This window comes from Streptomyces sp. NPDC046977 (genome assembly GCF_040644455.1).
Taxonomy (GTDB): Bacteria; Actinomycetota; Actinomycetes; order Streptomycetales; family Streptomycetaceae; genus Actinacidiphila.
This window is the reverse complement of record NZ_JBEYWO010000009.1, coordinates 40,069-63,082: the sequence shown is the minus strand read 5'-3', so window position 1 is coordinate 63,082 and position 23,014 is coordinate 40,069. Positions and strand designations below refer to the sequence as shown.

Genomic DNA, 23,014 nt, shown 5'->3' with positions numbered 1-23,014 from the left:
GATCCCTGTCCTCCACCACCGTCCGTGTGGTTTCCTGCACACGACGTCACCGCCGGCGCACACCCGAGGGGAAGCCGCCATGCCGATGCTGCTGGTCAAAGGGTCCTTCCAGATAACCGGCAGCGAGCCGGACGGCGACACCGTGGGCTTTGTCCCCACCCGGCACCCGGACTGGAACCGCGTCCCGGGAGCGGCCCGGCTCGACCTCACCAACTCCTGCCGGGGCAAGCTGCGCCTGGACGCCGTCGACGCCCTGGAGACCCACTACGGGCCGACCTCGGCACCGGCCCACCAGCCGCTGCCCTTCGCCCACGCGGCCCGGGACGAACTCCTGGCGTGGCTCGGCTTCACCGATGTGCGGCGCGCGCCCGACAGCGAACGGGTCGTCTCCGCCGACCCCGAGAGCGTGCCGGGGTGGATCCTCACCGGTGGCGTCGACGTGCACGGCCGCTGCGTCGCCCTGGCCGGCCGCGGCCCGCTGCCGGAGGGCACCCGCAGCAGCCAGGAGGTCTCGGTCGGCGTACCGCTGCTGCGCCGGACGGTCAACCACCACCTGATCGAGCGGGGCCTGGCGTACCCGACCTTCTACAGCAATCTCTTCGAGGACCTGCGCGAGGAACTGGCCGCCGTGACCCGGCAGGCCAGGACGGCGGGGACGGGGCTGTGGCCGCAGGACGCGAGCACCGCGGGGGTGAAGGTCACCGGGCTCTCCTCGCTCACCGACGAGGCCGTGGTCGTCCCCAAGCTCTTCCGGCGCCTGTACGACCACCTGGCGTCCGGCGAGTTCTCCGTACCGGCGTTCCGCGCCTTCCTCGCGGGAGCGGCCGACACGTACCGGATCACGTCCTCGGCCACGCCGCGCGCGCAGGTGCGCGGGCTGCACCACGTCGTCGAGGTCACGGACGACGGCACGGTGCGGATGACCCGGCCGATCGAGGAGCTGGTCTTCACCGAGGCATGACGGCCAAGGCCAGCTCCGCCGCCCAGCGCAGCAGTTCCTCGTCCTCCCCCGGATGCCCGACGACCTGCAGCCCCAGAGGCAGGCCGTTCGCGGCGTACCCGGCGGGCAGACTCACGGCGGGCAGGCCCGCGTTGCTCCACGGCAGGCACATCACCGCGTCGCCGGTGCTGTCCAGGCCGAACGGGGCCGGGCCGGTGGCGGGCGGTGCCAGCCACGCGTCGATCCCCTCCATCGCGTCCAGCAACCGCCCCCGCACATCACGGCGTTCGCGCACGGCCCGCTCGTAGTCGCCGCGGCCGATCGCCTGGCCCTCGCGGATGGCGGCGACGGTCTGCTCGCGGTAGAGGTGCCCGTGGCGGGGGAACCAGCCGGCGTGCGTGCGGGCCACCTCGTAGCGGTTCATGGTGAACAACTGCCGTACGACCGCCTCGAACTCGCCCGGCGCGTCCATCACCGGCACCTCGCGCACGGTCCAGCCCGCCGCCGCCAGGCGCGCGGTCTGCGCGGCGAAGGCCGCCCGCGCCTCCGCCCCGGCCCGGTCCAGGTACGGCCCGGCGGGCACACCGAGCACCGGACGGCCGGCCCCGCCACGACCCGGCACCGGCGCCCGCCAGTCGTCGCACAGCACGGACGCGCCGAGCGCCGCGCCCGCGACGTCGGCGGCGAGCACACCGACCGTGTCGAAACTCGGGGCGTTGGCGATCACCCCGTCCACCGGGATCCGCCCGAAGGTCGGCTTGAAGCCCACCACCCCGCAGAAGGCCGCGGGCCGGATCACCGAGCCCACGGTCTGCGTGCCGACCGCCAGCGGCACCATGCCCGCGGCGACGGCCGCCGCCGACCCGCTGCTCGAACCGCCCGGCGTGTGCGCGGTGTTGTGCGGATTACGGGTGGGTCCCGGCGCGGTCACCGCGAACTCGGCCGTCACCGTCTTCCCCGCGACCAGCGCCCCCGCCGCGCGCAACCGGTCCACCAGCGACGCCTGCGGCCCCGCCAGCACCTCCGCCGGCACCCGCGACCCGGCACGGGTCTGCGTCCCGTCGCAGCGCACGATGTCCTTGACGCCCACAACGACCCCGGTCAGCACACCCGGCGGCGCCGCGGCCGCCTCCGCCGCGAGCCGGCCCCGCCGGTCGGGCTCGGGCACGAACGCCCGCACCCGGGCGTCCAGCCGGTCGATACCGTCGGTGCAGTCACGCACCACTGCCGCGAGATCCACCTGGTCCGTCACGGCGGTTCAGGCTACGCCCCAACCTCTGGCCTTGCTCAAACCGGGCGTTCCGGCGTGCGCCGGCGGGCACACCACCTCCAGGGGGTGGTGGGAATGTCCTGGCTCGCATGGACGTGTTCCGGGATCGCGGTGGGACTGCTCGCCGCGGCGGCCGTACTGCTGCGCGCGCCGCGCGCTTCACTCGATGAGGTGACGGATCCGTACGAGGCGGCGTATCTGCGCGACGGCCCTCGCGGCGCCGCGACCGTGGCCCTGCTCGCGCTCCATCTGCGCGGCACCGTGGACGCGGGCCCGCACGGCACCACGCGGATCTCCGGCGCGATGGCCGGGCTGTCGCACCCGCTGCAACTGGCGGTCTACAAGGCGCTGTACCGGCCCTCGGGCGTGAACGGCGTCACCGCGTCCCGCTCCGTGCGGCGCGAGACCGACGCCCTGCGCGAGCGGCTGGCCGCTGCCGGGCTGGTCCGCCGCAGCCGCGGGCTGCGTACCGCGCGGGTGCTGGCGTGCGCCGCCGCGGTGGCGGCGGTGGTCGCCCTGGTGGGGGCGGACGGCTGGGGACCGGTGCTGCGGGTGGCCGTCCCCGCCGCGCTGGTGGCCTGCGCCTGCGCCGTGTGGGCGGTGCCGCGGCGCACGCGCGCCGGCCGCCGCGCGCTGCGGCGGACCCGCGAGCGCTTCCCCCTGACCCGGTCGCGGTCCCTGTCGCCCGAGTCCGCCCTGCTCGCCGCCGCCCTCCACGGTGCGCCGGCCCTGCTGGCCGCCGCCCCGCACTTCGCCCGGGACAGCGGTCTGCTCGGCCGCGACCGTACGGACAGCCTCTACGTCTCCCGCACCGGGACGTCCGGTGGGGGCGGTTTCAGCTGCGGAGGGTGAGGGGCCGCCGGCCGCCGGCGGGGGGCCAAACCCGGCGACGGTGCGAGATGGGTCACGTCCGGACGTCCCGCGCGTATCCGTTCGTCCCGCGCGTCAACACCCGTCACGCCCCGGGTGACCGAAGACCCGGAAGGGGTTGCGAAGGCAAGGGGACGGCACGGTTTACTGACCGCCATGACGGCGACCGGCACCACCCTCAGACCCGCGGCGCACCCCGGCCGGCTGCGCATGCTGAACCATCTGCGCCGCCTGGCGGCCGCGGGCCTCGTGGAGCCGCCGTGCGCACGGCAGCCGCACCGGGCCGGCGACACCGGGCCCGTCGAGGCCGCCGGCGACGCGGAGGCCGCCGAGATCTGGGACGACTTCCGGCACCGGCTCGCCGCGCTGCTGGTCGGACTGCACGAGGACGCGCGGGCCCCCCGCGTACCGGCACCGCGGACCGCGGGCGCCGTCGTGATGGCCTTCCCGCTCGACCGCTGAGCCTGCCGCCGGAACCCGCGCGCCCCCCGTGCGTGTCAGCGCCGCACGTCAGCCGAGTTCCGCGCCCACGGCGGCCAGGGCCGTCGTCACCGGCTGGAAGAACGTCTCCCCTCCCGACCGGCAGTCGCCGCTGCCGCCGGAGGTCAGCCCGATCGCGCTCCCGTCGCGGGTGAACAGCGAGCCGCCGCTGTCCCCCGGCTCCGCGCAGACGTCGGTCTGGATGAGCCCGGTGACGGTGCCCTCCGGGTAGTTGACGGTGGCGTCGAGGCCGAGGACGGTGCCGTTGTGCAGACCGGTGGTGCTCCCCATGCGGAACACCTCCAGGCCCACCGCGGCGTCCGCCGCCCCGGTGATCGGCAGGGCCCGGCCGTCGCCCAGGTCGACCTGACCGGGGGCGTCGGTGCCCGGGTCGTCGTAGGTCACGAGGGCGAAGTCGCCGTCGTCGGGGAAGGTCGCGGCCGCGACCGTCGCGACGGGGGCGCCGCCCTGCGTGTCGGACCAGGCGGGGAAGGCGACACCGCAGTGGCCGGCGGTCAGGAAGGCCGGGGCGCCGTCCTTGACGACGTTGAAGCCGAGCGAACAGCGCGCTCCGTCCGCGAAGATCGCGTCACCGCCGGCCACGAAGGGCGTGATCCGGCCCGCGGACCTCTCGATCCGGGCCATGCCGCTGCCGAGCGACCGCACGGTGGCCCGGAGCCTGTCCCACTTCCCGCCCGTGACCGTGCCGTCCGCGGTGACCAGGATCTGGTTGGTCCTGGGGTCGACGGCCCAGGCGGTGCCCGGGATGGTGGCGTTCTGCCTCAGCACCCCGGCCGCGCCCGTCAGTTCGGCGGCGGTGTTGCGGACCCGGCGGGGTACGGCGCCGGCCTGCCGGACCCCGCGGACGGCCTCGGGGTCGTTCCCGGCGACATTGACCACGAGCCGCCGGGCAGACGGGTCCCAGTACGCGCCCGCGATCGACGAGCCGAACTCCGCGGTGAGCCGGGAGGCCGTCCCCGCCGCCGAACCGGCGCCGAGGGCCTGGGGCGGTGCGTCCTGCCGCGAGGGCTGCGGGGACTGCGACGCGTTGGCGTCCGGCAGCAGGACGGCGGCCGCGGCGATCGCCGCGACACCTGCCGCGACCAGTGCGAAGTTCCGTTTCGACACATGCTTGTGCTTCAACTCACGACCTCCTGTGGGGGGATACGGGGTCCGGTCGTCGACAGCGCGGACGGCAGCGCCGTGCGGCCTGTCATACGGAACGGGAGCGCGCCGCGTTCAGCACGGGAAATTCGGTCGACCCCGCCCGGGGGATGTGGTGGACTCCGCCCGATGAGCACTCCCGGACCTTCCGCGACGGCGCTGGAGTACCGCGCCGCGTACGACGCACAACTGCGCGCCCGCATCCCCGACGGCTTCTCCCGGCACGCGTCGGTGGAGCGGGTCGGCCCCCTGCTGCGCAAGATCTACCGCCACGGCGAGGCGGGCTTCCTCGACTACCGCGACCTCGGCGGGCTGGACGGGCCGGAGCTGGACGCCCTGATCGCCGGGGAGCGGGACCACTTCGCCGGACTCGGCACGGCGGTGGAGTGGAAGTACTTCGCGCACGACCTGCCGCCGGGGCTGCCGGAGCGCCTGACGGCGGCCGGCTTCGTACCCGACGAGCCGGAAACGGTGCTGGTGGGCGAGGCCGCGCCACTGGCCGGCGAGCCGCGGCTGCCGGAGGGCGTGACGCTGCGCGAGGTCACCTCACGCACGGACTTCGAACGCATCCGCGCCATGGAGGAGGAGATCTGGGGCGTCGGCCACGACTGGCTGCCGGACATGCTGGAGAGCGAGGTGGCCGGGCCGGGGGACCCGTGCGTGGTGGTCGTCGCCGAGAGCGGGGACACCGTGGTCTGCGCGGGCTGGGCCCGCTTCCACCAGGGCACGGACTTCGTGTCGCTGTGGGGCGGCTCGACGCTGCCGCAGTGGCGCGGGCGCGGTGTCTACCGGGCGACGGTGGCGCACCGGGCCCGGCTGGCGGTCGCCGCGGGCCACCGCTTCGTGCAGGTCGACGCCTCGGCGGACAGCGCTCCGGTCCTGCGGCGGCTGGGGCTGGTGGAGGTCACGACGACCGTGCCGTACCTGTGGCAACCGGACGCGGGAACGGCGGACGGCCCGGCCTGAGGCCCCGGCGTCAGACGGTGTCGGAGGGCCGCGGCGCCCGGATGCTGTCCAGCAGCGGCTCCGGCAGCTCGCCGGGGGCACCGTCCCGGACCGGTTCGGCGGCGGGCGGCGCCACGGATTCCTCCGGCGCCGCGGCCGGGCCGGCGGGGGCAGCAGTGCCCGGGCCCGGCTGGGCGCGTTCCAGGAAGCGCAGCAGTTCCACCGGGAACGGCAGGACGAGCGTGGAGTTCTTCTCGGCGGCCACCGCGACGACCGTCTGCAGCAGCCGCAACTGCAGCGCGGCCGGTTCCTCGCCCATCACGTGCGCGGCCTGCGCCAGCTTCTTGGACGCCTGGAACTCCGCGTCCGCGTTGATGATCCGGGCCCGGCGCTCCCGCTCGGACTCCGCCTGGCGGGCCATCGAGCGCTTCATCGTCTCCGGCAGCGACACGTCCTTGATCTCGACGCGGTCGATCTGCACACCCCAGCCGATGGCGGGGCTGTCGATCATCAGCTCCAGGCCCTGGTTGAGCTTCTCCCGGTTGGACAGCAGGTCGTCCAGATCGCTCTTGCCGATGATCGAGCGCAGCGAGGTTTGCGCCATCTGCGAGACCGCGAAGCGGTAGTCCTCGACGTTGATGATCGCGTCAGCGGCGTTGACGACCTTGAAGTAGACCACCGCGTCGACCCGGACGGTGACGTTGTCGCGGGTGATGCCCTCCTGGGCCGGCACCGGCATCGTCACGATCTGCAGATTCACCTTCCGCATCCGGTCGACGACCGGGACGACCATCGTGAACCCCGGCCCCCGGATCCCGCCCCTGACCCGGCCGAGGCGGAACACCACTCCCCGCTCGAATTGCTGCACGACGCGGGCCCCGGCCACGAAGTACAGTGCTCCGGCCGAGAGCACGGCGGCTATCAACTCGACGACCATCACGGCCCCCTGCCGTCCGGGATCGCGTACTTCCACGGTACCTCGCGGTCAATCCACCGGATACGGGCGAGGATGCCCCGATCCGGCGGACCGGTACCCGGGGCTGCCGCCGGGGGTGCCCCGCACGGCGGGGAGTCGTCTTCTCGGGCGATGCGACAACGCGGCGTGGGGACCCCCGGCCGAATGCGGGGGGAGTGCCGCGCCTGGGGGCACCTCCCGGGTCGTTGGCACGCTCGCGGTGGTGGCCGCCCCCTCGCCACCGCGGCCCGTCGACCTGCACCCGCGTGTTCCGGCGGGAGCCGAGGATGCCCGGTGCACGGGCCTGCCGGCGCCACGACTTCGAGCGCGCCGTAGCGCTCCTCGCCGAGGGCGCCATCCCGTCATCACGTTCCCTGAGTGAGCGCCCGTCGGGCTTTCGGTGTCCTGGAGGTCAAGCGGGCGATGAAGCTGTTCGTCGAGGTGAGCGCGTCACGAACCCGGTCGCGGCCTGACCGGACGCCTCGCCGTCCTGATGGGGGCGGGCACGGCCTCGCGCCGGGTGGTGAGGACTGCGCCAGGGGTGGCTCAGGCCTCCAGGACCACGTGCGCGGTGATGTCGCCGGAGCCATCGGGAACGGCGGGGGAAGATCTCGCGGCCCTCCCGGAAAGCGGTGCGGTGAGCGCCCCGTACGGCGGCCGGGCACCGGCCAGGGCATCGGGGTCGCCGCCGCCGGGGCCCCGGCGGCGGACGGTGCCCGGGGTCGCCGGCGCAAGACAGGCTCAGGCCGCGTCCGGGCCCGGCAGGGCCGCGCGCAGCCAGTCGTCGGCGGCGCCCGGGGTGGGCCGCGCCGGGCCCCACAGCTGCGCGGCGAGCCGCCAGTACAGGTCGGCGCGGGGCTCCGCGGCGAGCAGTCCGGACAGCAGGCGCCGGAAGGCGGGTGTGTCCCGGGTGCGGTGCGCCAGGGCGTAGGCGGACACGAAGCAGTCCAGCGCGTCGCCCTCGCGCGGTTCCCGTCCGGCCAGCAGTTCCGCGGCGGCCAGGTCGTACGCCTCCCCGAGTCCTTCGTAGAGCGCGGCGGGGCGGCCGCCGGCGCCGTTCCAGTGGTCCGCGGGCCGCAGGCGGCCGTCGTCGGGGCAGGAGCCGGTGGTGAAGGCGTGCAGCCGGGCGAAGGCGAGCACCTGGTCCGGCGTCGGGTCGCCGGGAGGCTCGGGTACGGACAACTCCAGGATCCGGCCGACCAGTCCGGCGGGCAGCCGCGGCGGCAGCCAGCGCCGCCAGAAGCGCCTCATCGGGGCGGTGCTGGGCGGGGTGGACAGCGCGCCGATCAGCCGCAGCCGGTCGGCGCGCTCCGCGGCGGCGCAGTCGCGGAGGGCGTGCAGGGCGGCCTCCCGCCAGCGCAGCGCGGACAGTTGGCTGCCGAGCTCGCGCAGCCGCCCGGCGACGGCGTCCTCCAGCGCGTCCGCCAGGACGTCCTCCCGGTCCAGCAGCCGGCCGACGTCCGGGACCGGCAGGTCGAGGCTGCGCAGGGAGCGGATCAGCCGGAGCCGGTCGAGCGCGCCGGGGCCGTACCGGCGGTGCCCCCCGGCGCTGCGGCCCGCCTCGGGCAGCAGGCCGCGGTCGGAGTAGAAGCGGACGGTCTTCACGGTGACGCCGGCGTGCTCGGCCAGTTCACCGATGCTCCACAGCCCGTCAGGCGGCACGGCTTGAACCTCCCTCAGGGGGAGTTCCTACGGTACCGGCGAACGCACGGACCCGGTACGGCGCCGGGTCCGGCGAACCACGCGTACGGGAGGCGTTGATGACGGTGTTCATCCTGGTGTCCGAGGCCCACACGGGCGGCTGGATCTGGCACGACGTGGCGGCACGGCTGCGGGAGTCGGGCGCGCGGGCCCGTCCGGTGACGCTCACCGGCATGGGCGAGGGCGGCGCCGTCGCGGAACCGGGCACGGACCTGGAGATGCATGTCCGCGACGTGCTGCGCGTCATCGACGAGGAGAACGACGCCGGCCCGGCGTCCGAGGTGGTGCTCGTCGGCCACGGCTACGGCATCCACCCGGTGGCCGGGGCCGCCGACCGCCGCCCGGAGCGGGTCGCCCGCGTGGTCCACCTCGACGCGGGGATCCCCCGGGACGGCGACCCGGCGCTGGCGCTCGTGCCCGATCCGGCGGTCGGCGAACGGCTGCGGCACACCGCCGGACGGTCCGGGGACGACGGGCTCGTCGCCCCGCCCGGCCGGGACGGATGGCAGCGGTGGGGCAGCCTCGACGGCGTGGCGGAGGAGGCGCTGGCCCGGATGGCCCGGCTCGCCGCGCCGCAGCCCGCGGGGACGTTCACCCAGCCGCTCCGGCTCTCCGGGGCGGGGGCAAAGGTGCCCTCCACCGGCGTCCTGTGCACCTCCAACGGGTCGACCATCGACCGGGTCGAGGCACTGGCCGGCTTCGGTGACCCGCGACTGCGGGCGCTCGTCGACCCGCGGGTCACCTTCTTCGAACTCGCCACCGGGCACTGGCCGATGCTGTCCGTCCCCGCCGAACTGGCCGGTGTGCTTCTGCGGGCCGCCGCGGGCGAGGGGTACCGGCTCCGGGGGGCGGGGACCGAACTCCCGCCCCACCTGCGGCCCTTCCTGATGGATCTGCCCGAGCGGCCCCGCGAGCGGCACGGGCGGGTCGACCTGCACCTGCCCGACGCCGACGGCCCCCGGCCCGCGGTGGTCCTCGTGCACGGCGGCCCGGTCCCGGCCGGCGCGCGGCCGACGCCGCGCGACTGGTCCTGCTTCGTCGGCTACGGCCGCTACCTGGCCGGGCTGGGCGCGGTCGGCGCGGTCGTGGACCACCGGCTGCACGGCATGGCCGACTTCGCGCGTGCCGCCGACGACGTCGCCGGGGCGGTGGAGCTCGTCCGCGGCGACCCCCGCGTCGACGGCGACCGCGTGGCTCTGTGGTTCTTCTCGGGCGGCGGACTGCTCGCGGCGGACTGGCTGGCCGCGCCACCCGCCTGGCTGCGGTGCGTCGCGGCGACCTACCCCGTGCTCGCGCCGCTGCCGAACTGGGGCATGGTGGAAGCCCGTTTCCGCCCCGCGGCCGCGCTGCGCACGGCCGGTTCCCTTCCGGTGGTGCTGACCCGCGTGGGGCGGGAGGCGCCGGACATCGCCGCCACGGTCGCGGACTTCCTCTCCGCCGCCGAGGGGTGTGGTGCCCGCGTCGAGGTGGTCGACGTGCCCGGCGGCCGCCACGGCTTCGAGACCCTCGACCCCACCGCGGAGTCCCGCGCCGCCGTCGTCCGGGCCGCCGGCTCCGTGCTGCGGCACCTGGGCCTCCGCACGCCCTGAGCTACGCCTCGCCGCCCGCGCCGCGGACCAGGCGGGCGGCCACCTCGCGCAGGTGGGCGGCCAGTTCGGGGGGTTCGTGGACCTCGAAGTCGACGCCGAGCGTGCCGATGTAGAGGGCGAGGACGTCCAGGTACTCCGCGCCGGTGTACAGGACACAGCGGTCGGGGCCCGCGGCCTCGACGGTGGCGAAACCCCACCAGGCCCGCTCGGCCATGGACTCGGCGGAGGTGTGCAGGGTCACGACGGCCTGGTGCCGGTAGGCGCGGGAGGTGACGCCGCGGGCGACGTAGGAGGCGGCGTCCGTGGGCGGCCGGCGCGGGGCGAACCTCGGCCCGGTGGGCGACTTGGGCTCCATCCGGTCGACGCGGAAGGTGCGCCAGTCCTGGCGGTCGGTGTCCCAGGCCAGCAGGTACCAGCGGCGGCCGTGGTGGACGAGGCTGTGCGGCTCGGCGGTGCGGCGGCCGGCCGTCCCGTCGTGCGTGAGGTAGTCGAACCGCAGGCGTTCCCGGTCGCGGCAGGCCGCGCCGATCATCGCCAGGACGTCCGGGGCGACGGCGTCGGGCTGCGCGATCGGACGGGAGACGGCGACCGCCCCCATGGCCTGGGCCCGGTGCCTGAGCCGCGACGGGAGCACCTGCTCCAGTTTGGCCAGGGCCCTCAGGGAGGTCTCCTCGATGCCCTCGACGCTGCCGCCCGCGCCCGTGCGCAGGCACAGGGCGACGGCGATCGCCTCCTCGTCGTCGAGCAGCAGCGGCGGCAGGGCGGCGCCCGCGCCCAGCCGGTAGCCGCCGGTGGTACCGGGCGAGGCGTGCACGGGGTAGCCGAGCGCGCGCAGCCGTTCCACGTCGCGGCGCACGGTCCGGGCGGTGACCTCGAGGCGTCCGGCCAGCTCGGGGCCGGTCCAGTCGCGCCGCGACTGGAGCAGGGAGAGCAGCCGCAGCAGGCGGGCGGAGGTTTCCAGCACGTGCCCAGTCTGGCAGCCGTCGCGGACAGCCTCTGACCGCAATCGTGGATACGGTGCCGCCATGGAGACCGAGACCGTGCCCGAGGGCACCGCCCTGGACCGCCTCACCCTCAATCGCTCGTTGCTGGCCCGCCAGTTCCTGCTGCGGCGGGCGGACGTGAGCGCGGAGCACGTGCTCGGGCACCTGGTGGGGCTTCAGGCGCAGGAGCCGCAGGACCCGTACGTGGCGCTGTGGTCGCGGATCGCGGACTTCGAGCCGGGCGAGCTGTCGGGGATGCTGGCGGACCGCCGCGCGGTCCGGATGTCCCTGCTGCGCTGGACCGTTCACCTGGTGACCGCCGAGGACTGCATGGTGCTGCGCCCGGTCGTCCAGGACGTCCTGGAACGGCGGCTGCTCGGGCAGTTCCGGCGGCAGCTCGACGGGTTGGATCTCGCGGAGGTCGCCGAGGCGGGCCGCGTGCTCCTGGCCGCCGGCCCGCTGTCCGCGAGCCGGCTCGGCGACGGCCTGCGCGAGCGGTGGCCGGAGCGCGAACGGCTCCCCCTGAGCCTGGCGGTGACCGCCCGCGTGCCCACGGTCCAGCCGCCGCCGCGCGGACTGTGGCGGACGCCGGGCGCCGCGCTGCAGACCCCGGCCGAGCAGTGGCTCGGCCGGACCTTCGAGGCCGCCGGGGACAGCGGCCCGGAGCGGACGGTGCTGCGCTACCTCGCCGCGTTCGGCCCCGCGGCGGTCAGGGACGTCGCCGTGTGGTCCGGGCTCACCGGGGTGCGTGCGGTGATCGACCGGCTCCGCCCCGGGCTGCGGGTCTACCGCGACGAGTACGGCGCCGAGTTGTACGACGTCCCCGGCGCGCCCTTCCCCGCTCCCGGGACACCGGCCCCGCCCCGCTTCCTGCCGCAGTACGACAACATCGTGCTGTCGCACGCCGACCGCTCGCGGATCGTGCCGCCCGGCCCCTCCTCCCCCGTCCCCGCCCTCCCCGGCAGCGGCAGCAACCGCGGCTTCTTCCTCCACGACGGCTTCGTCGCCGGGCTGTGGCGGATGGAGTCGTCGCGCGGCACGGCCGTGCTCCATCTCCTGCCGTACGCGCCCCTGCCGTCCGCGGCGCGCGACGCGCTCGCCGCGGAGGGCGAGCGCCTGCTGGCGTTCGCGGCGCCGGGGACGACGGGAGGTCAGGTGCGCTTCGCCGGTCAGTAGAGGGCGACCCGGTACGCCTTCAGCACCTCGGGCAGCGGCTGGTAGAAGGTCGTGCCGCCGCTCGCGCAGTCGCCGCTGCCGCCCGAGGTCAGGCCCAGCGCCTTCGTGCCGTCGTACAACGGGCCGCCGGAGTCGCCGGGCTCGGCGCATATGTCGGTGCGGACGAGGCCGCGGACGATGTCGCCGCCCCCGTAGTTGACGGTGAAGCCGAGCCCGGTGACGGTGCCGCTGTGCACGCCGGTGGTGGAGCCCGCGCGCTTGACGGCCTCGCCCACGTACGCGGCGGCGGCCTTCCTGATGTCCTGCCGGCCGACCGAGCCGGGGTGGCCCTTCGCCGTGTCGTAGCGCACGAGCGCGTAGTCGTCGACCGGGTAGCGATGGGCGACGGTGGTCCCGAGCGGGCGCGTCTGGGCGGCGTCGGCGTACCAGCGGTCCGCGGCCGCACCGCAGTGACCCGCCGTCAGGAAGTAGTGGACGCCCCCGGAGCGGACGTTGAAGCCGACCGAGCAGCGGAAGCCGCCACCGTAGGCCGCGGTGCCCCCGGAGGCGAAGCGGCGGAGGACGCCGGGGGCGCGTTCGAAGCGGACGGCGCCGCCGTACGGTCCCGCGGCGCGGCGCAGCGCGTCGAGCCCTGCGCTGGAGACCGTCGCGTCGGTGACCACGACCAGCGTGCCGTCAGAGTCGACGGACCAGGCGCTGCCGGGGACGTCGGCGGACTCCGCCGCGCGGACCACCGCCGCGAGTTGCGCGGGCGAGGGAGCCGCCTGCGCGGCGGGCAGGGCGGACACGGTGGCCGCGAGCAGTCCGAGCAGCACGGCAAGGTACCCCGCCCCTCTGGCAGTGCCGCTGTGCGAAGTGGTGTCCCTGCGCCCCTTGTTCCTCATTTGTGCCCCCCTACGAGGTTATGCGGTGCCTCGCGGAGTATTGCGACCGTACGGCTTGCGGACAAGAGGGCAGTACGCCGATGTGCCCGGCGGCCGGAGCCGCCGGGCACATCGAGGTGGAAGGGTCAGAAGACGCTGACGCCGTAGGCGCTCAGGGCCTCGGTGACCGGCTGGAAGAACGTGGTGCCGCCGGTGGAGCAGTTGCCGCTGCCGCCCGAGGTCAGACCGAGCGCGACACCGCCGGAGGTGTACATGGCACCGCCGGAGTCGCCGCCCTCGGCGCAGACGTTGGTGCGGATCATCTGGTAGACCACGTCGCCGCCGCCGTAGTTGACGGTGGCGTTGAGGCCGGTGACCGTACCGCTGTGGATGCCGGTGGTGGAACCGTCACGCAGGACGGCCTGGCCCACGAAGGCGTTGCCGGCGCTGGTGATGTCGGTGTTGCCGGCCGTGCCGCCCTTGGCCACCGAGGTGTTGGTGTACCGGACCAGCGCGTAGTCGTTGGTCGGGAAGCTGTAGCTGACGTTGCTGCCCAGCACCGTCGACTGGCTGGAGTTGGAGTACCAGGTCGAGGCGACCTCGCCGCAGTGACCGGCGGTCAGGAAGTAGTTCGTGCTGCCGCTGCGGACGTTGAAGCCGAGCGAGCAGCGGTAGCCACCGCCGTAGATGGCGTCGCCGCCGGCGATCAGCCGCTTGAAGGTGCCCGCCGTCCGCCGGAAGGTGACGGCCGCGCCGTAGGGGGCGGTGGCCTGCTGCACCTTGGACAGTTCGGCCCCGGTGACCGTGCTGTCGGCAGTGATCTCCAGGCGGTTGCTCGTGGGGTCGATGACCCACGAGGTGCCCGCGACATCCGCGGCCAGGGCGGCGGCACCGGCCTGGTTCAGCTGCGCGGTGCTGTGGGCGACGATCTTGGGCACGGCACCGGCGGCGCTGACGGCCTGCGCGGCCTTGGTGGTGGTGACGTTGACGACCATGGCCTTGGCCTTGGCGTCGTAGTACGAACCGGCCGTGGAGCCGGTGCCCAGCGACGCGGCGAGCGCCGTGGCGGCCTCCGGAGAGGCCTTGGGGGACGGTGCGGCCTGCGCGGCGGGCAGGGTGAGCGCGGTGGCCGCGAGCAGACCGGACGCGATGGCGATCAGCCGTACACGTCTGGGGGCGGGGGTGTGCGTCGTGCGCTTGATCCTCACGCTTGTCCTCCTGTGGGGGAACGGAAGTTGACCCGCGTAGCGCGAGCCGGTGAGGCGCAGCGGGGACTCCACCACCGTGGGGGGTGGCGTGCCCCTGTCAAGCCGCTGCGCATACCGGAGTATTCAAGAGCCGCGCACAATCGCACAAGGGCACCTTTCAGCCGCCCTCGCACCACCACCCCGAGCACGGTGCCGCTCAACACCCCCCACGGGGGATCAGGCGCAGGACGAAACGGAGGGGGCGGGGGAGTTGGGGGCACCTCCCAGCGGTAGCTGGGGGAGGGTGGCGTTCTGGACTGTGGAGCATATTTGGGTGCACAACCCGGAGTGATCAACGGAAAGCACCTGAGGCACCTAAATGTGCTGTCCAGAATGGCAGCCCCGGAGGCCCCGAACCCGGCCCACCCCACAACGCGCGTCGGGGCGCCCTGACTTCACAGGGCACACGGGAGGGCGGGCGGGGAAAAAACCCGGTCACGCCGTCAGGCCTCAGCAGTCGCACCCACAACAATCACACCCATCACAGCAGTCGCCGCAATCGCAGCAATCCCCGCACCCGGAACAATCGCAGTCGCAGTTGGAGCACCACCCCTCGCGCCGCTTCCCCGACCAGGGGTCCTCGTAATGGTCGCGGCAGCAGATCTGGCACGTGCAGCACAGCGCCGTCCACACCGCGCAGCCCGCGAGCAACCCCCGTCCGGGGCCCGGCCGGTGCGGGGGTTCGGGGGCGAGCCACGGCGACGGCGACGGCGACGACGGAGGCTGCCCCGGTCCCGTTCCCGGCCCCCGCCCCGCGGCCTGATGCTCGCACCCCGCGCCGAACGCACGCTCCACCGAGCGGCGCAGTTCGTGCGCCAGCAGCTCATGGGCGAGCCGCCCGTCCGTGAACTCCACGTCCCGCAGCGCCAGTCGGACGCCGCGTACGGAGTCGTCGCACAGCCGCCGGGCCTCGTCCAGGCCGGTACCCGTGGCCGCCAGCGGGTTCCACGCGCCGGCGGCGGCGTCCGCGTCCAGGTCCTCGACCGCGTCCAGCAGGTGGGCCAGCCGGCCGAAGAGGCGGCCCGCCTCCTCCAGCGGCGCGCGGTTGTGCGGCCGTCCGGCCAGCACCGCGGTGTGGCCGAAGGCCGCGGCCGTCGCGGTCTCGGTGGGCTCGGTGACGGTGAGCAGCGCGGTGCCGGGGCCTGCGGCCGCCTCGATGGCGGTCTGCCGGTCGACGGCGTCCACGAGCACCGCGGTGTCGAAGCCGAGCGCCGCTCCGGTCGCGGCCCCCGCGCGGTCCCAGCGCCGGGCCACCGTGCGCGCGGCCGCGGCCATCGGGCGGCGCGCCAGCAGTCCGTCGCCGTCGGCCACGTGGTCGCGCATCTTGGCCGAGGCCAGCACCAGGGAGACCGCCGCGGCCAGCCGTGCGCCCTCCCCCTTGGCGACCGGAGCGGTCCGCATGGCCCGCAGCGGGCACGGCCCGGCGGTCCTGCGGGACACAGCCGGCACAGCCGCCCCCTGTACGCCGCCCGAAACGGCACCCGCACCCGCACCGAGGGCGGTCTGCGCCTCGACCAGCACCGAGATGATCAGGCCGTCGTAATTGGTGGCGGCGCGGGCCAGTTGCCCGTGGTCGTCCCGCAGCGCGAGGCAGAGCCCGCACAGATGGGCCGTCCAGGAGGTACGCAGAGGCTCCGGCAGCCGGTGCCGGCACGGCCTGACGATTCCGAACATCGCTTCCCCCACACGTCTCGTGCCGCGATGGACCCCTCATCCGCTGGTCATGTTATAGGTCAGCCGATTCGGCTATCCGGCCGCGCGACGTCACCCTCCCGGGCGGGAAACTTTCCGATGATCCGTCAGATGCCCGTATCGCCTGCGTCAACCGGGTACTTCCGGGCAGATTAATGCACCAGGTATGTCACGAATCCCCGCCCTGCCGGGTATCCACTTGGCGCATCCTCCGCATCATGGACGACGATAGGGACGCGGACGGCAAACTGACCGTGTGTGAGAGAGGAGGCGTCCATGGGTTCGGTACGACGCGCGAGCGCCTGGCTGGGCCTCGTCGACGACAACGGCGGCGAGGAGTACTACGACGAGGAGTACGCCGACTACGGCGAGGGCGCCGAGCCGGCCCCGAGCGACTCCTGGGTCACCGACCCCCGTGTGCGCGTGGCCTCCGAGTCGGCGCAGGAGCAGGGGCGCCGCATCGCCACGGTCACCCCGGACGGCTTCCGGGACGCCCGCGGCATCGGCGAGCTCTTCCGGGACGGCGTCCCGGTCATCGTCAACCTCACGGCCATGGACTCCGGCGACGCCAAGCGCGTCGTGGACTTCGCGGCCGGCCTCACCTTCGGTCTGCGCGGTTCCATCGAGCGGGTGGCCAACCGGGTCTTCCTGCTGACCCCGCCCGACTACCTCGTCGTCAACGCCGACAGCAAGCGCGGCGGCGACGGCTTCTTCAACCAGAGCTGAGGCAGCCGCTCGGGGTCCCCGCCCCCGGGCCCGTTCAGCGGAAGGCGTCCAGGCCCGTGAGGGCCTTGCCCAGGACGAGTTGGTGCATCTCCACCGTGCCCTCGTAGGTGAGCACGGACTCCAGGTTGGTGGCGTGCCGCATGACGGGGTACTCCAGCGAGATCCCGTTCGCGCCCAGGATCGTGCGGGCCGTGCGGCAGATCTCGATCGCCTCGCGGACGTTGTTGAGCTTGCCGAAGCTGACCTGTTCGGGCCGCAGCGTGCCCGCGTCCATCCGGCGGCCGAGGTGGTGGGCGAGCAGGATGCCCTTGTGGAGTTCGACCGCCATGTCGGCGAGCTTGGCCTGGGTGAGCTGGAAGCCGCCGATCGGCCGCCCGAACTGTTCGCGCGTCCGCGCGTACTCCAGTGCCGCCTCGAAGCTGCTGCGGGCGGCGCCCATCGCGCCCCAGACGATGCCGTAGCGGGCGTGGTTGAGGCAGCTGAGCGGCCCGCGCAGACCGGTGACCTCCGGCAGTACCGCGTCGGCGGGCAGGCGGACGTCGTCCATGACCAGTTCGCTGGTGACCGAGGCGCGCAGCGACCACTTGTGCGTGATCTCGGGAGCGGAGAACCCCGGGGTGTCCGTGGGGACGGCGAAGCCGCGGATGCCCTCGTCGGTGCGGGCCCAGACGACGGCGACCCCGGCGACGGAGCCGTTGGTGATCCACATCTTGCGGCCGGTGAGGACCCAGTCGGAGCCGTCGCGCTTGGCGTACGTGCGCATGCCGGCCGGGTCGGAGCCGTGGTCGGGTTCGGTGAGCCCGAAGCAGCCGATCACCTCGCCGGCCGCCATGCGGGGCAGCCACTGCTGCTTCTGCTCCTCGGAGCCGAAGCGGTGGATGGCGTACATCGCCAGCGATCCCTGGACCGAGACCAGCGAGCGGATGCCGGAGTCGGCGGCCTCCAGTTCCAGGCAGGCCAGGCCGTACTGGACGGCGGTCGCCCCGGCGCAGCCGTAGCCGGTGAGCGACATCCCGAGCGCCCCGATCGAGCCGAGTTCACGGGCCAGTTCGCGGATGACCGGCAGTTCGCCGCGCTCGTACCACTGCGCCACGTGCGGCAGCACGCGGTCGGCGGCCCAGGCGCGCACGGTGTCCCGCACGGCGCGCTCCTCGTCGCCGAGCAGGTCGTCGAGACCCAGCGGGTCGTGCGGGTCGAACTGCGGCTTTCCAGCGGACATCGTCGTCCCTCCGGTGATCACGGGCTCCACGCCCGAAGCTACTTGTGCGGCGGGTCCGGGTAAAGAGCCCGCTCCCGGTTCAGCGGGAGGCCTCCACCGCGGTCATCGCGTGGTCGCGCTGCGCGGGGAGCCCGGCCGCGGAGGACGTCGTCTGGCGTGCGGCGCACTCCATGCGGCGCGGCAGCCGCAGCGCGGCCACCGCCCCCAGCAGGAGCAGCGCGGCGCTGACGACGAGGGTGATGTGCAGGCCGTGCACGAAGGCGTGCCGGGCGGCGTGGCGCAGGGAGGCGCCCGCCGTCCCGCCGAGGCGGTCGGAGACCTTGTAGGCCTCGCCGAGCGACTTGCCCGCCGCGGCCCGCGCGTCGGCGGGCACGCCGTGGGTGCGGGCGACGCCCGGCGCGTAGGCGGCGTTCATGACGCTGCCGAGCAGGGCGATACCGAGGCCCGCGCCGAGTTGGTACGAGGTCTCGCCGATCGCGGCGGCGCCGCCGGCGTGCTCGGCCGGTGCCTCGCTCAGCATCGACTCGTACGCCGCGAACAAGGTGGTCTCCAGGCCGAAACCGAGGAGCACGAAGCAGCCCGTCAGCACCCAGGGCCGGTCGTACTGACCCATGTGGGTGAGTCCGAGCACGGCGACCGCGGTGATGACGAAGCCTCCGGCGACCATGGCCCGCGGCCCGAAGCGGGTGAGCATCCGGGAGCCGAGCAGTCCGGCGCCCATGGCGGCGAACGTCAGGGGCAGCAGCCGCAGTCCGGTCTCCAGGGGGCTGAGGCCCAGGATGAGCTGGAGGTACTGGACGGCGATGAGCTCCAGGCCGACCAGGGCCAGCAGCGCCAGGACGATGCACCCCACGGAGGTGCCGAACGCCGGGCGGCGGAACATCCCTATGTCGATCAGCGGGTGTTCGCGCCGGTTCTGCCGCCGTACGAAGAGCACCAGCAGCAGGCAGCCGCCGAGCAGCGGCACCAGTACGGAGGGCTCGTACACCGCGGCCCCGCCGCCGAGCCGCTTCACCCCGAGGATCGCGCCGAGCACACCGAGGGCCGCCATCAGCGCGCCGACCACGTCCCACGGGCCGTCCTGATCACCGCGGGACTCCGGCAGCAGCCAGCGGGCGACCGGGAGGATGACCACCATCAGGGGGATGTTGATCAGGAAGACCGAGCCCCACCAGAAGTTCTCGACGAGGAACCCGCCGAGGACCGGCCCGACCGCCGCGCCGACGGCGGCGACGGCGCTCCACACGCCGATGGCCACCGCCCGCTCCCGGCGGTCGGGGAAGACCTGGCGGAGGATCGACAGCGTGGCCGGCATGATCATCGCGCCGCCGACACCGAGCAGCGCCCGGGCCCCGATCAGGATCTCCGGGGTCGGGGCGAACGCCGCCACCGCGGAGGCGACGGCGAAGATCGCGTACCCGAGCAGCAGGATGCGGCGTCTGCCGACGCGGTCGCCGAGGGTGCCGAAGAGGATCAGCAGGGACGCGGCGACGAGCGGATAGGCGTCGACGATCCACAGCAGCGCTATCGCACTGGGACGCAGGTCCTCGCTCACGGCGGGGACGGCGACGTGCAGCACGGTCGCGTCGAGTGCGACGAGCAGCAGGCTGACGCAGAGGACGATGAGGACGGTCCAGCGGCTGACCGGTCGGCTGCGCCGCCGGGGGACGGCGGCCGGCCCGGGGATGCCGGGCGAGGTCGTCCCGGTCATGTACGTACCTCCCAGCGGTGCGCTCGCGGTGCGGCCGGGCAGGACGATGGGGAACGGTCCCGGGGGAACCCAGCGACGAGGGCGAGTGAGATCGACACACTACGCGAGTCCCGGAGGCCGGTGGGGGGCGCGGGTCGCCGTTCCGGCGTGGTCCCCGTCACGCCCGGCGAGGGCACGGCGGACCTGCCGGACATGTCCGGCCGCCCGGAGCGGAGCCGCCCGGTGACCGGCAGTGATCATGAACGGCAGGCGAACGCCAGTCGACCCGGAGGAAAACCCTCGCGCAGTCAGCGATAAACCGGAGGAGGAAAATCGAACACGGGATTTCCGGTCATCGGTCGGAGCATCTTCCAAACGCGAAATCCAGGAGTTCGCGCATTTGGCTCAATGCACCCCGCGGGCGTACCTCCAATGGGTGCACTGAGACGCAGTCCACATCACATCGTCATTACGAAGGGCCTCTTCAGGCCGAACTCACCCATCACACGCTGTAACGTCGATTGAGTGCGTACCGATGACAAGCTTCGCCGTCCGGCGGAGCCCGAGACAGCCCAGGCGCTCCCGCGCATGAGCCGAACACGCGGACTGCTGTTCGGTTCGACGCTGGTGGCGTATGTGGCCATCGTCGTAGCCGTGCTGACCACGTCCAAACTCGTGACCTTGGACTGGCAGGTCATGATGTTCCGGCCGTACAAGCAGTGGCCGCAGATCCACGCCTTCCTCGACTACTTCGTCGTCCTGGGCCAGCGCGGCCCCACCGCCGTGATCGTGGCGGTCTGGCTGGGCTGGCGCGCCTGGCGGCAGCGCACCCTGCACCCGCTGCTCGTGCTGGGCACCTCGCTCCTGCTGCTGAACGTGACCGTGGGATCGGTGAAGTACGGGCTGGGCAGGCTCGGGCCCCACTACGCGACCACAGCGGGATCCGCCGAACTCTTCGCCGGCGGCGATATATTTCCTTCGGGCCACACCGCCAATGCCGTCGTGACCTGGGGCGTTCTCGCCTATCTGGCCACCACTCCGTGGGTCCGCCGGGTGACGTCGGTCATCGCGGCGCTGCTCGCCCTGGGCGTCGGCATGACCACCATCTACCTGGGCACCCACTGGGTCAGCGACGTGCTGCTCGGCTGGGCCGCCGGCCTGCTGATCCTGCTGGCGCTGCCCTGGTTCGAGCCCCTGATGGCCTCCTCCGAGCAGTGGATCACCAGCGCCTGGGCCCGCCGCCGGGGCACCTCCGTGCTCCCCGCCACCGTCCGTCCGGTCAGCCCGGCCATGGCCGCCCCGCAGGTCGCGGAGGACTCCGAGGCGGACCGGGACAGCCTGGTGGTCAGCGGCCGCACGCCGAACCCGGCGCCGGGGGTGGCGCACCACGCGGTCCGTCCGCACACCACCCGCCACGAGCGCAGCCCGGTCACCCCCGCGGGCAGCCGCAGGCCGCCCGCCGAACGCTCCACCACCCGGCAGGGCCCGCTCGGGCAGAGCGGCGCCGGCCGCGGCCGCGGCACCACCGGCTGACCCCCCAGGAGGGCCGCTGCGCACCCGGCCCTCCCCGGATCACGGCGACGGCCTCGGCACCCCTGAAGAGGGGGTGCCGAGGCCGTCGGCGTACGGGGGCGCGGAGCGCGTCAGCCGGCCCAGCAGCGGGTCACCCGGCCGCCGTCGACGGTGAAGTTCAGCCGCCCCGCGCGGTACTCCATGGTGATGATCGCGCCCGGCGGGAGGGAGCGGACACTGCTCCAGCCACGCTGCGTGGCACGGCGCTCGGCCTCGTCCGCCGCGAGGCCGACATAGGCGTCCGGCGGGTCCTGGGGTTGCGGTGCGTGGGGCGTGCCGCCCGGGTCGTCAGCCATATGAGCCACGGTAGGCGCACACGAGCCGTGACGGAAGACACGCCGACGCGCCGTCGTCACACTTCTGTCACAGAATGCCGAGACTTGTTTGGCGTGCACCGTTCACACGCGCGGCATCCCGTTTTCCCGTCACCCCTGGAATTCATGCCGTCCGGCGCCGATAAAACCGGCTCCGGCAGTCCAGGAATTACCGGAAACGGCCCTCACACTTCCCTCACATCACATCCCCAGAGCCGCCAGCTCGTCGTCGGTCAGCAACCGCGACCGAATGAGAAACCGGTTGCCGGTGGGCGCCTCCAGCGAGAAGCCGCTGCCGCGCCCCGGCACCACGTCGATCGTCAGATGCGTGTGGCTCCAGTACGCGAACTGATCCCGCGACATCCACACCGGCACCGGGTCGATGCCCGGGACGCCGAGATCGCCCAGGTGCACGTCGGAGTCCCCGGTGAGGAACTCCCCCTGCGGGTAGCACATCGGCGAACTGCCGTCGCAGCAGCCGCCGGACTGATGGAACATCAACGGGCCGTGCTCGTCCGCCAGGCGCCGCAGCAGCCCCGCGGCGTCGTCGGTGATCGCGACCCGTCCGGCACTCGATACGGTTGAGGTCATGCCGTCAGCGTGCTCCCGCGACGCCCGGGCCGCCAGACCCCCGCAGGACATGTCTGCGTGCCGAGCCCACCGTGGCGGCCGCCTCGCGCTCCGGCAGACCGGTACGGACGGCGGCGCCGACCATCTCGGCGGCCACGTCCTCGCCGTGGCCGTTCTCGAAGGCCCGGCAGGCCGCCCAGAACAGCCGCTCGTTGCGCTCCCCCTCCAGCGAGTCGAGGACGAAGCGGATCAGCGGGCCCGCCGTCGTGGCCCCCACGCGCTGTTTTTTGGCGGCCCCGGCGGCCCCCGCGCGTGCCGCCCACGGTTTCGGTGACGGCGTCATGAGCAGCCGCAGCAGCCGCCGCGGCACGGCGGCGGGCGGCATCGACGCCGTCGGCGGGTCCCAGCGGTAGCGCCCCGCGGTGGTGACCGAGCCCGGGCCCACGAGATAGCCGCCGCTCCCGCGGACGTCGATCCCGCGGCCCAGCCGGCTCACGGAGTTCGGGACGACGACCTCGGGCGGCCCGGTGAGCCACAGGTGCCGTCCCCCGCTCGGGGTGAGCACCGTACGCGTCCAGGGCACCGAGAAGCCCTGACGCGCCGCCAGGTCGACCAGATCGGCGAGGCCGTCGGCGCCGCCCTTGCGGTCCAGGTCGAGACCGATCAGATAGTGCGGCGGGCGGCCGCAGGCGATGCCGTACCCCGAGGCCCAGGGCGCCGCCGCGAACAGCTCGGCGATCCGCACGGGGTCGGTGGAGGCGTCGTGCACCCCGTGGCCGAACCGCCCGCACTGGCCGCGGCACATCCCGCCGCCGGTCTCACCGCGGTGCGGCGAGCGCACGACGGGCAGTTTGGTGCGGGACAGCGGGATGACCGGGAAGCCGCGCCGGGCGGCCGCGAGCGCGCAGGCGAGCGCGCAGTGGAAGTCCGGGTGCGTCACGGGGTGCCCCCCTCGCTGCGCTACGGCATGACACCTTTATCGTACTTTCGTTCGACGCCGTGCTCAATGGGGCCCGGAGCAGCCCCGAATCGATCCGAAGCGCGCAGC

Annotated in this window: 21 protein-coding genes; 8 read left to right on the top strand and 13 right to left on the bottom strand. The window is 74.1% G+C overall.

Translation table 11 applies throughout. The features are described 5' to 3' along the window. The first annotated feature begins 79 nt into the window (after positions 1-79). Positions 80-961, top strand: coding sequence for a nuclease (locus tag ABZ883_RS15920; protein WP_360906221.1), 882 nt, complete (start codon positions 80-82; stop codon positions 959-961). Here ABZ883_RS15920 and ABZ883_RS15915 read toward each other — a convergent pair. Further along, complete coding sequence (locus tag ABZ883_RS15915; protein WP_360906220.1) at positions 948-2,192, bottom strand: amidase; 1,245 nt, start codon at positions 2,190-2,192, stop codon at positions 948-950. The two genes, ABZ883_RS15920 and ABZ883_RS15915, sit on opposite strands and share 14 nt — an antisense overlap. Before the next feature lie 93 nt (positions 2,193-2,285). Here ABZ883_RS15915 and ABZ883_RS15910 point away from each other — a divergent pair, with 93 nt between their 5' ends. Then, a complete protein-coding gene (locus tag ABZ883_RS15910) occupies positions 2,286-3,062 on the top strand; it encodes a TIGR04222 domain-containing membrane protein (RefSeq protein WP_360906219.1) in 777 nt (258 codons plus the stop codon). A 174-nt stretch (positions 3,063-3,236) separates the two neighbouring features. Beyond that, on the top strand, positions 3,237-3,542 hold the full coding sequence (locus ABZ883_RS15905) for a hypothetical protein (protein ID WP_360906218.1): 306 nt from the start codon (positions 3,237-3,239) through the stop codon (positions 3,540-3,542). A gap of 48 nt (positions 3,543-3,590) precedes the next feature. Here the strand turns inward: ABZ883_RS15905 and ABZ883_RS15900 are convergent, their stop codons facing one another. Then, positions 3,591-4,703, bottom strand: coding sequence for a S1 family peptidase (locus tag ABZ883_RS15900; RefSeq protein ID WP_360906217.1), 1,113 nt, complete (start codon positions 4,701-4,703; stop codon positions 3,591-3,593). Between the two features lie 150 nt (positions 4,704-4,853). Here ABZ883_RS15900 and ABZ883_RS15895 point away from each other — a divergent pair, with 150 nt between their 5' ends. Then, positions 4,854-5,690, top strand: coding sequence for a GNAT family N-acetyltransferase (locus tag ABZ883_RS15895; RefSeq protein ID WP_360906216.1), 837 nt, complete (start codon positions 4,854-4,856; stop codon positions 5,688-5,690). Positions 5,691-5,700: 10 nt separating this feature from the next. Here the strand turns inward: ABZ883_RS15895 and ABZ883_RS15890 are convergent, their stop codons facing one another. Further along, complete coding sequence (locus tag ABZ883_RS15890) at positions 5,701-6,606, bottom strand: slipin family protein (protein ID WP_360906490.1); 906 nt, start codon at positions 6,604-6,606, stop codon at positions 5,701-5,703. A 759-nt stretch (positions 6,607-7,365) separates the two neighbouring features. After that, positions 7,366-8,286: a MerR family transcriptional regulator gene (locus ABZ883_RS15885; RefSeq protein ID WP_360906215.1), complete on the bottom strand. Its 921-nt coding sequence runs from the start codon at positions 8,284-8,286 to the stop codon at positions 7,366-7,368. A gap of 98 nt (positions 8,287-8,384) precedes the next feature. Here ABZ883_RS15885 and ABZ883_RS15880 point away from each other — a divergent pair, with 98 nt between their 5' ends. Beyond that, entirely contained in the window at positions 8,385-9,914 is a 1,530-nt protein-coding gene (locus ABZ883_RS15880; protein ID WP_360906214.1) for an alpha/beta hydrolase, read from the top strand. A 1-nt stretch (position 9,915) separates the two neighbouring features. On the opposite strand, the gene ABZ883_RS15875 is transcribed toward ABZ883_RS15880, so the two are convergent. After that, positions 9,916-10,878, bottom strand: coding sequence for a YafY family protein (locus ABZ883_RS15875; protein ID WP_360906213.1), 963 nt, complete (start codon positions 10,876-10,878; stop codon positions 9,916-9,918). 61 nt (positions 10,879-10,939) lie between these two features. On the opposite strand from ABZ883_RS15875, the gene ABZ883_RS15870 reads away from it, so the two are divergent. Then, on the top strand, positions 10,940-12,073 hold the full coding sequence (locus ABZ883_RS15870) for a winged helix DNA-binding domain-containing protein (RefSeq protein ID WP_360906212.1): 1,134 nt from the start codon (positions 10,940-10,942) through the stop codon (positions 12,071-12,073). On the opposite strand, the gene ABZ883_RS15865 is transcribed toward ABZ883_RS15870, so the two are convergent. The 3 genes from ABZ883_RS15865 to ABZ883_RS15855 form a co-directional block, all read right to left on the bottom strand. Continuing rightward, the gene (locus ABZ883_RS15865; RefSeq protein ID WP_360906211.1) at positions 12,067-12,957 is read right to left on the bottom strand and encodes a S1 family peptidase; all 891 of its coding nucleotides are present in this window, start codon (positions 12,955-12,957) and stop codon (positions 12,067-12,069) included. The genes ABZ883_RS15870 and ABZ883_RS15865 overlap by 7 nt on opposite strands. 125 nt (positions 12,958-13,082) lie before the next feature. Beyond that, the gene (locus ABZ883_RS15860; protein WP_360906210.1) at positions 13,083-14,144 is read right to left on the bottom strand and encodes a S1 family peptidase; all 1,062 of its coding nucleotides are present in this window, start codon (positions 14,142-14,144) and stop codon (positions 13,083-13,085) included. A 489-nt stretch (positions 14,145-14,633) separates the two neighbouring features. Then, the gene (locus ABZ883_RS15855) at positions 14,634-15,857 is read right to left on the bottom strand and encodes a DUF5685 family protein (RefSeq protein WP_360906209.1); all 1,224 of its coding nucleotides are present in this window, start codon (positions 15,855-15,857) and stop codon (positions 14,634-14,636) included. 294 nt (positions 15,858-16,151) lie between these two features. Between ABZ883_RS15855 and ABZ883_RS15850 the strand changes: the two genes are divergently transcribed. Beyond that, entirely contained in the window at positions 16,152-16,601 is a 450-nt protein-coding gene (locus tag ABZ883_RS15850; RefSeq protein WP_360906208.1) for a cell division protein SepF, read from the top strand. A 34-nt stretch (positions 16,602-16,635) separates the two neighbouring features. Here the strand turns inward: ABZ883_RS15850 and ABZ883_RS15845 are convergent, their stop codons facing one another. Together ABZ883_RS15845 and ABZ883_RS15840 are read right to left on the bottom strand one after the other, a co-directional pair. Further along, a complete protein-coding gene (locus ABZ883_RS15845; protein WP_360906207.1) occupies positions 16,636-17,820 on the bottom strand; it encodes an acyl-CoA dehydrogenase family protein in 1,185 nt (394 codons plus the stop codon). Between the two features lie 79 nt (positions 17,821-17,899). Further along, the gene (locus ABZ883_RS15840) at positions 17,900-19,531 is read right to left on the bottom strand and encodes an MFS transporter (protein WP_360906206.1); all 1,632 of its coding nucleotides are present in this window, start codon (positions 19,529-19,531) and stop codon (positions 17,900-17,902) included. Between the two features lie 567 nt (positions 19,532-20,098). On the opposite strand from ABZ883_RS15840, the gene ABZ883_RS15835 reads away from it, so the two are divergent. Further along, a complete protein-coding gene (locus tag ABZ883_RS15835) occupies positions 20,099-21,043 on the top strand; it encodes a phosphatase PAP2 family protein (RefSeq protein ID WP_360906205.1) in 945 nt (314 codons plus the stop codon). A gap of 110 nt (positions 21,044-21,153) precedes the next feature. Here ABZ883_RS15835 and ABZ883_RS15830 read toward each other — a convergent pair whose 3' ends face one another. From ABZ883_RS15830 to ABZ883_RS15820, 3 genes are all read right to left on the bottom strand, one after another. After that, positions 21,154-21,378, bottom strand: coding sequence for an I78 family peptidase inhibitor (locus ABZ883_RS15830; protein WP_360906204.1), 225 nt, complete (start codon positions 21,376-21,378; stop codon positions 21,154-21,156). A gap of 219 nt (positions 21,379-21,597) precedes the next feature. Next, the gene (locus tag ABZ883_RS15825) at positions 21,598-21,987 is read right to left on the bottom strand and encodes a DUF779 domain-containing protein (RefSeq protein WP_360906203.1); all 390 of its coding nucleotides are present in this window, start codon (positions 21,985-21,987) and stop codon (positions 21,598-21,600) included. A 4-nt stretch (positions 21,988-21,991) separates the two neighbouring features. Continuing rightward, positions 21,992-22,906, bottom strand: a complete 915-nt coding sequence (locus tag ABZ883_RS15820) for a bifunctional DNA primase/polymerase (RefSeq protein ID WP_360906202.1) — start codon at positions 22,904-22,906, stop codon at positions 21,992-21,994. Between the last annotated feature and the right edge of the window lie 108 nt (positions 22,907-23,014).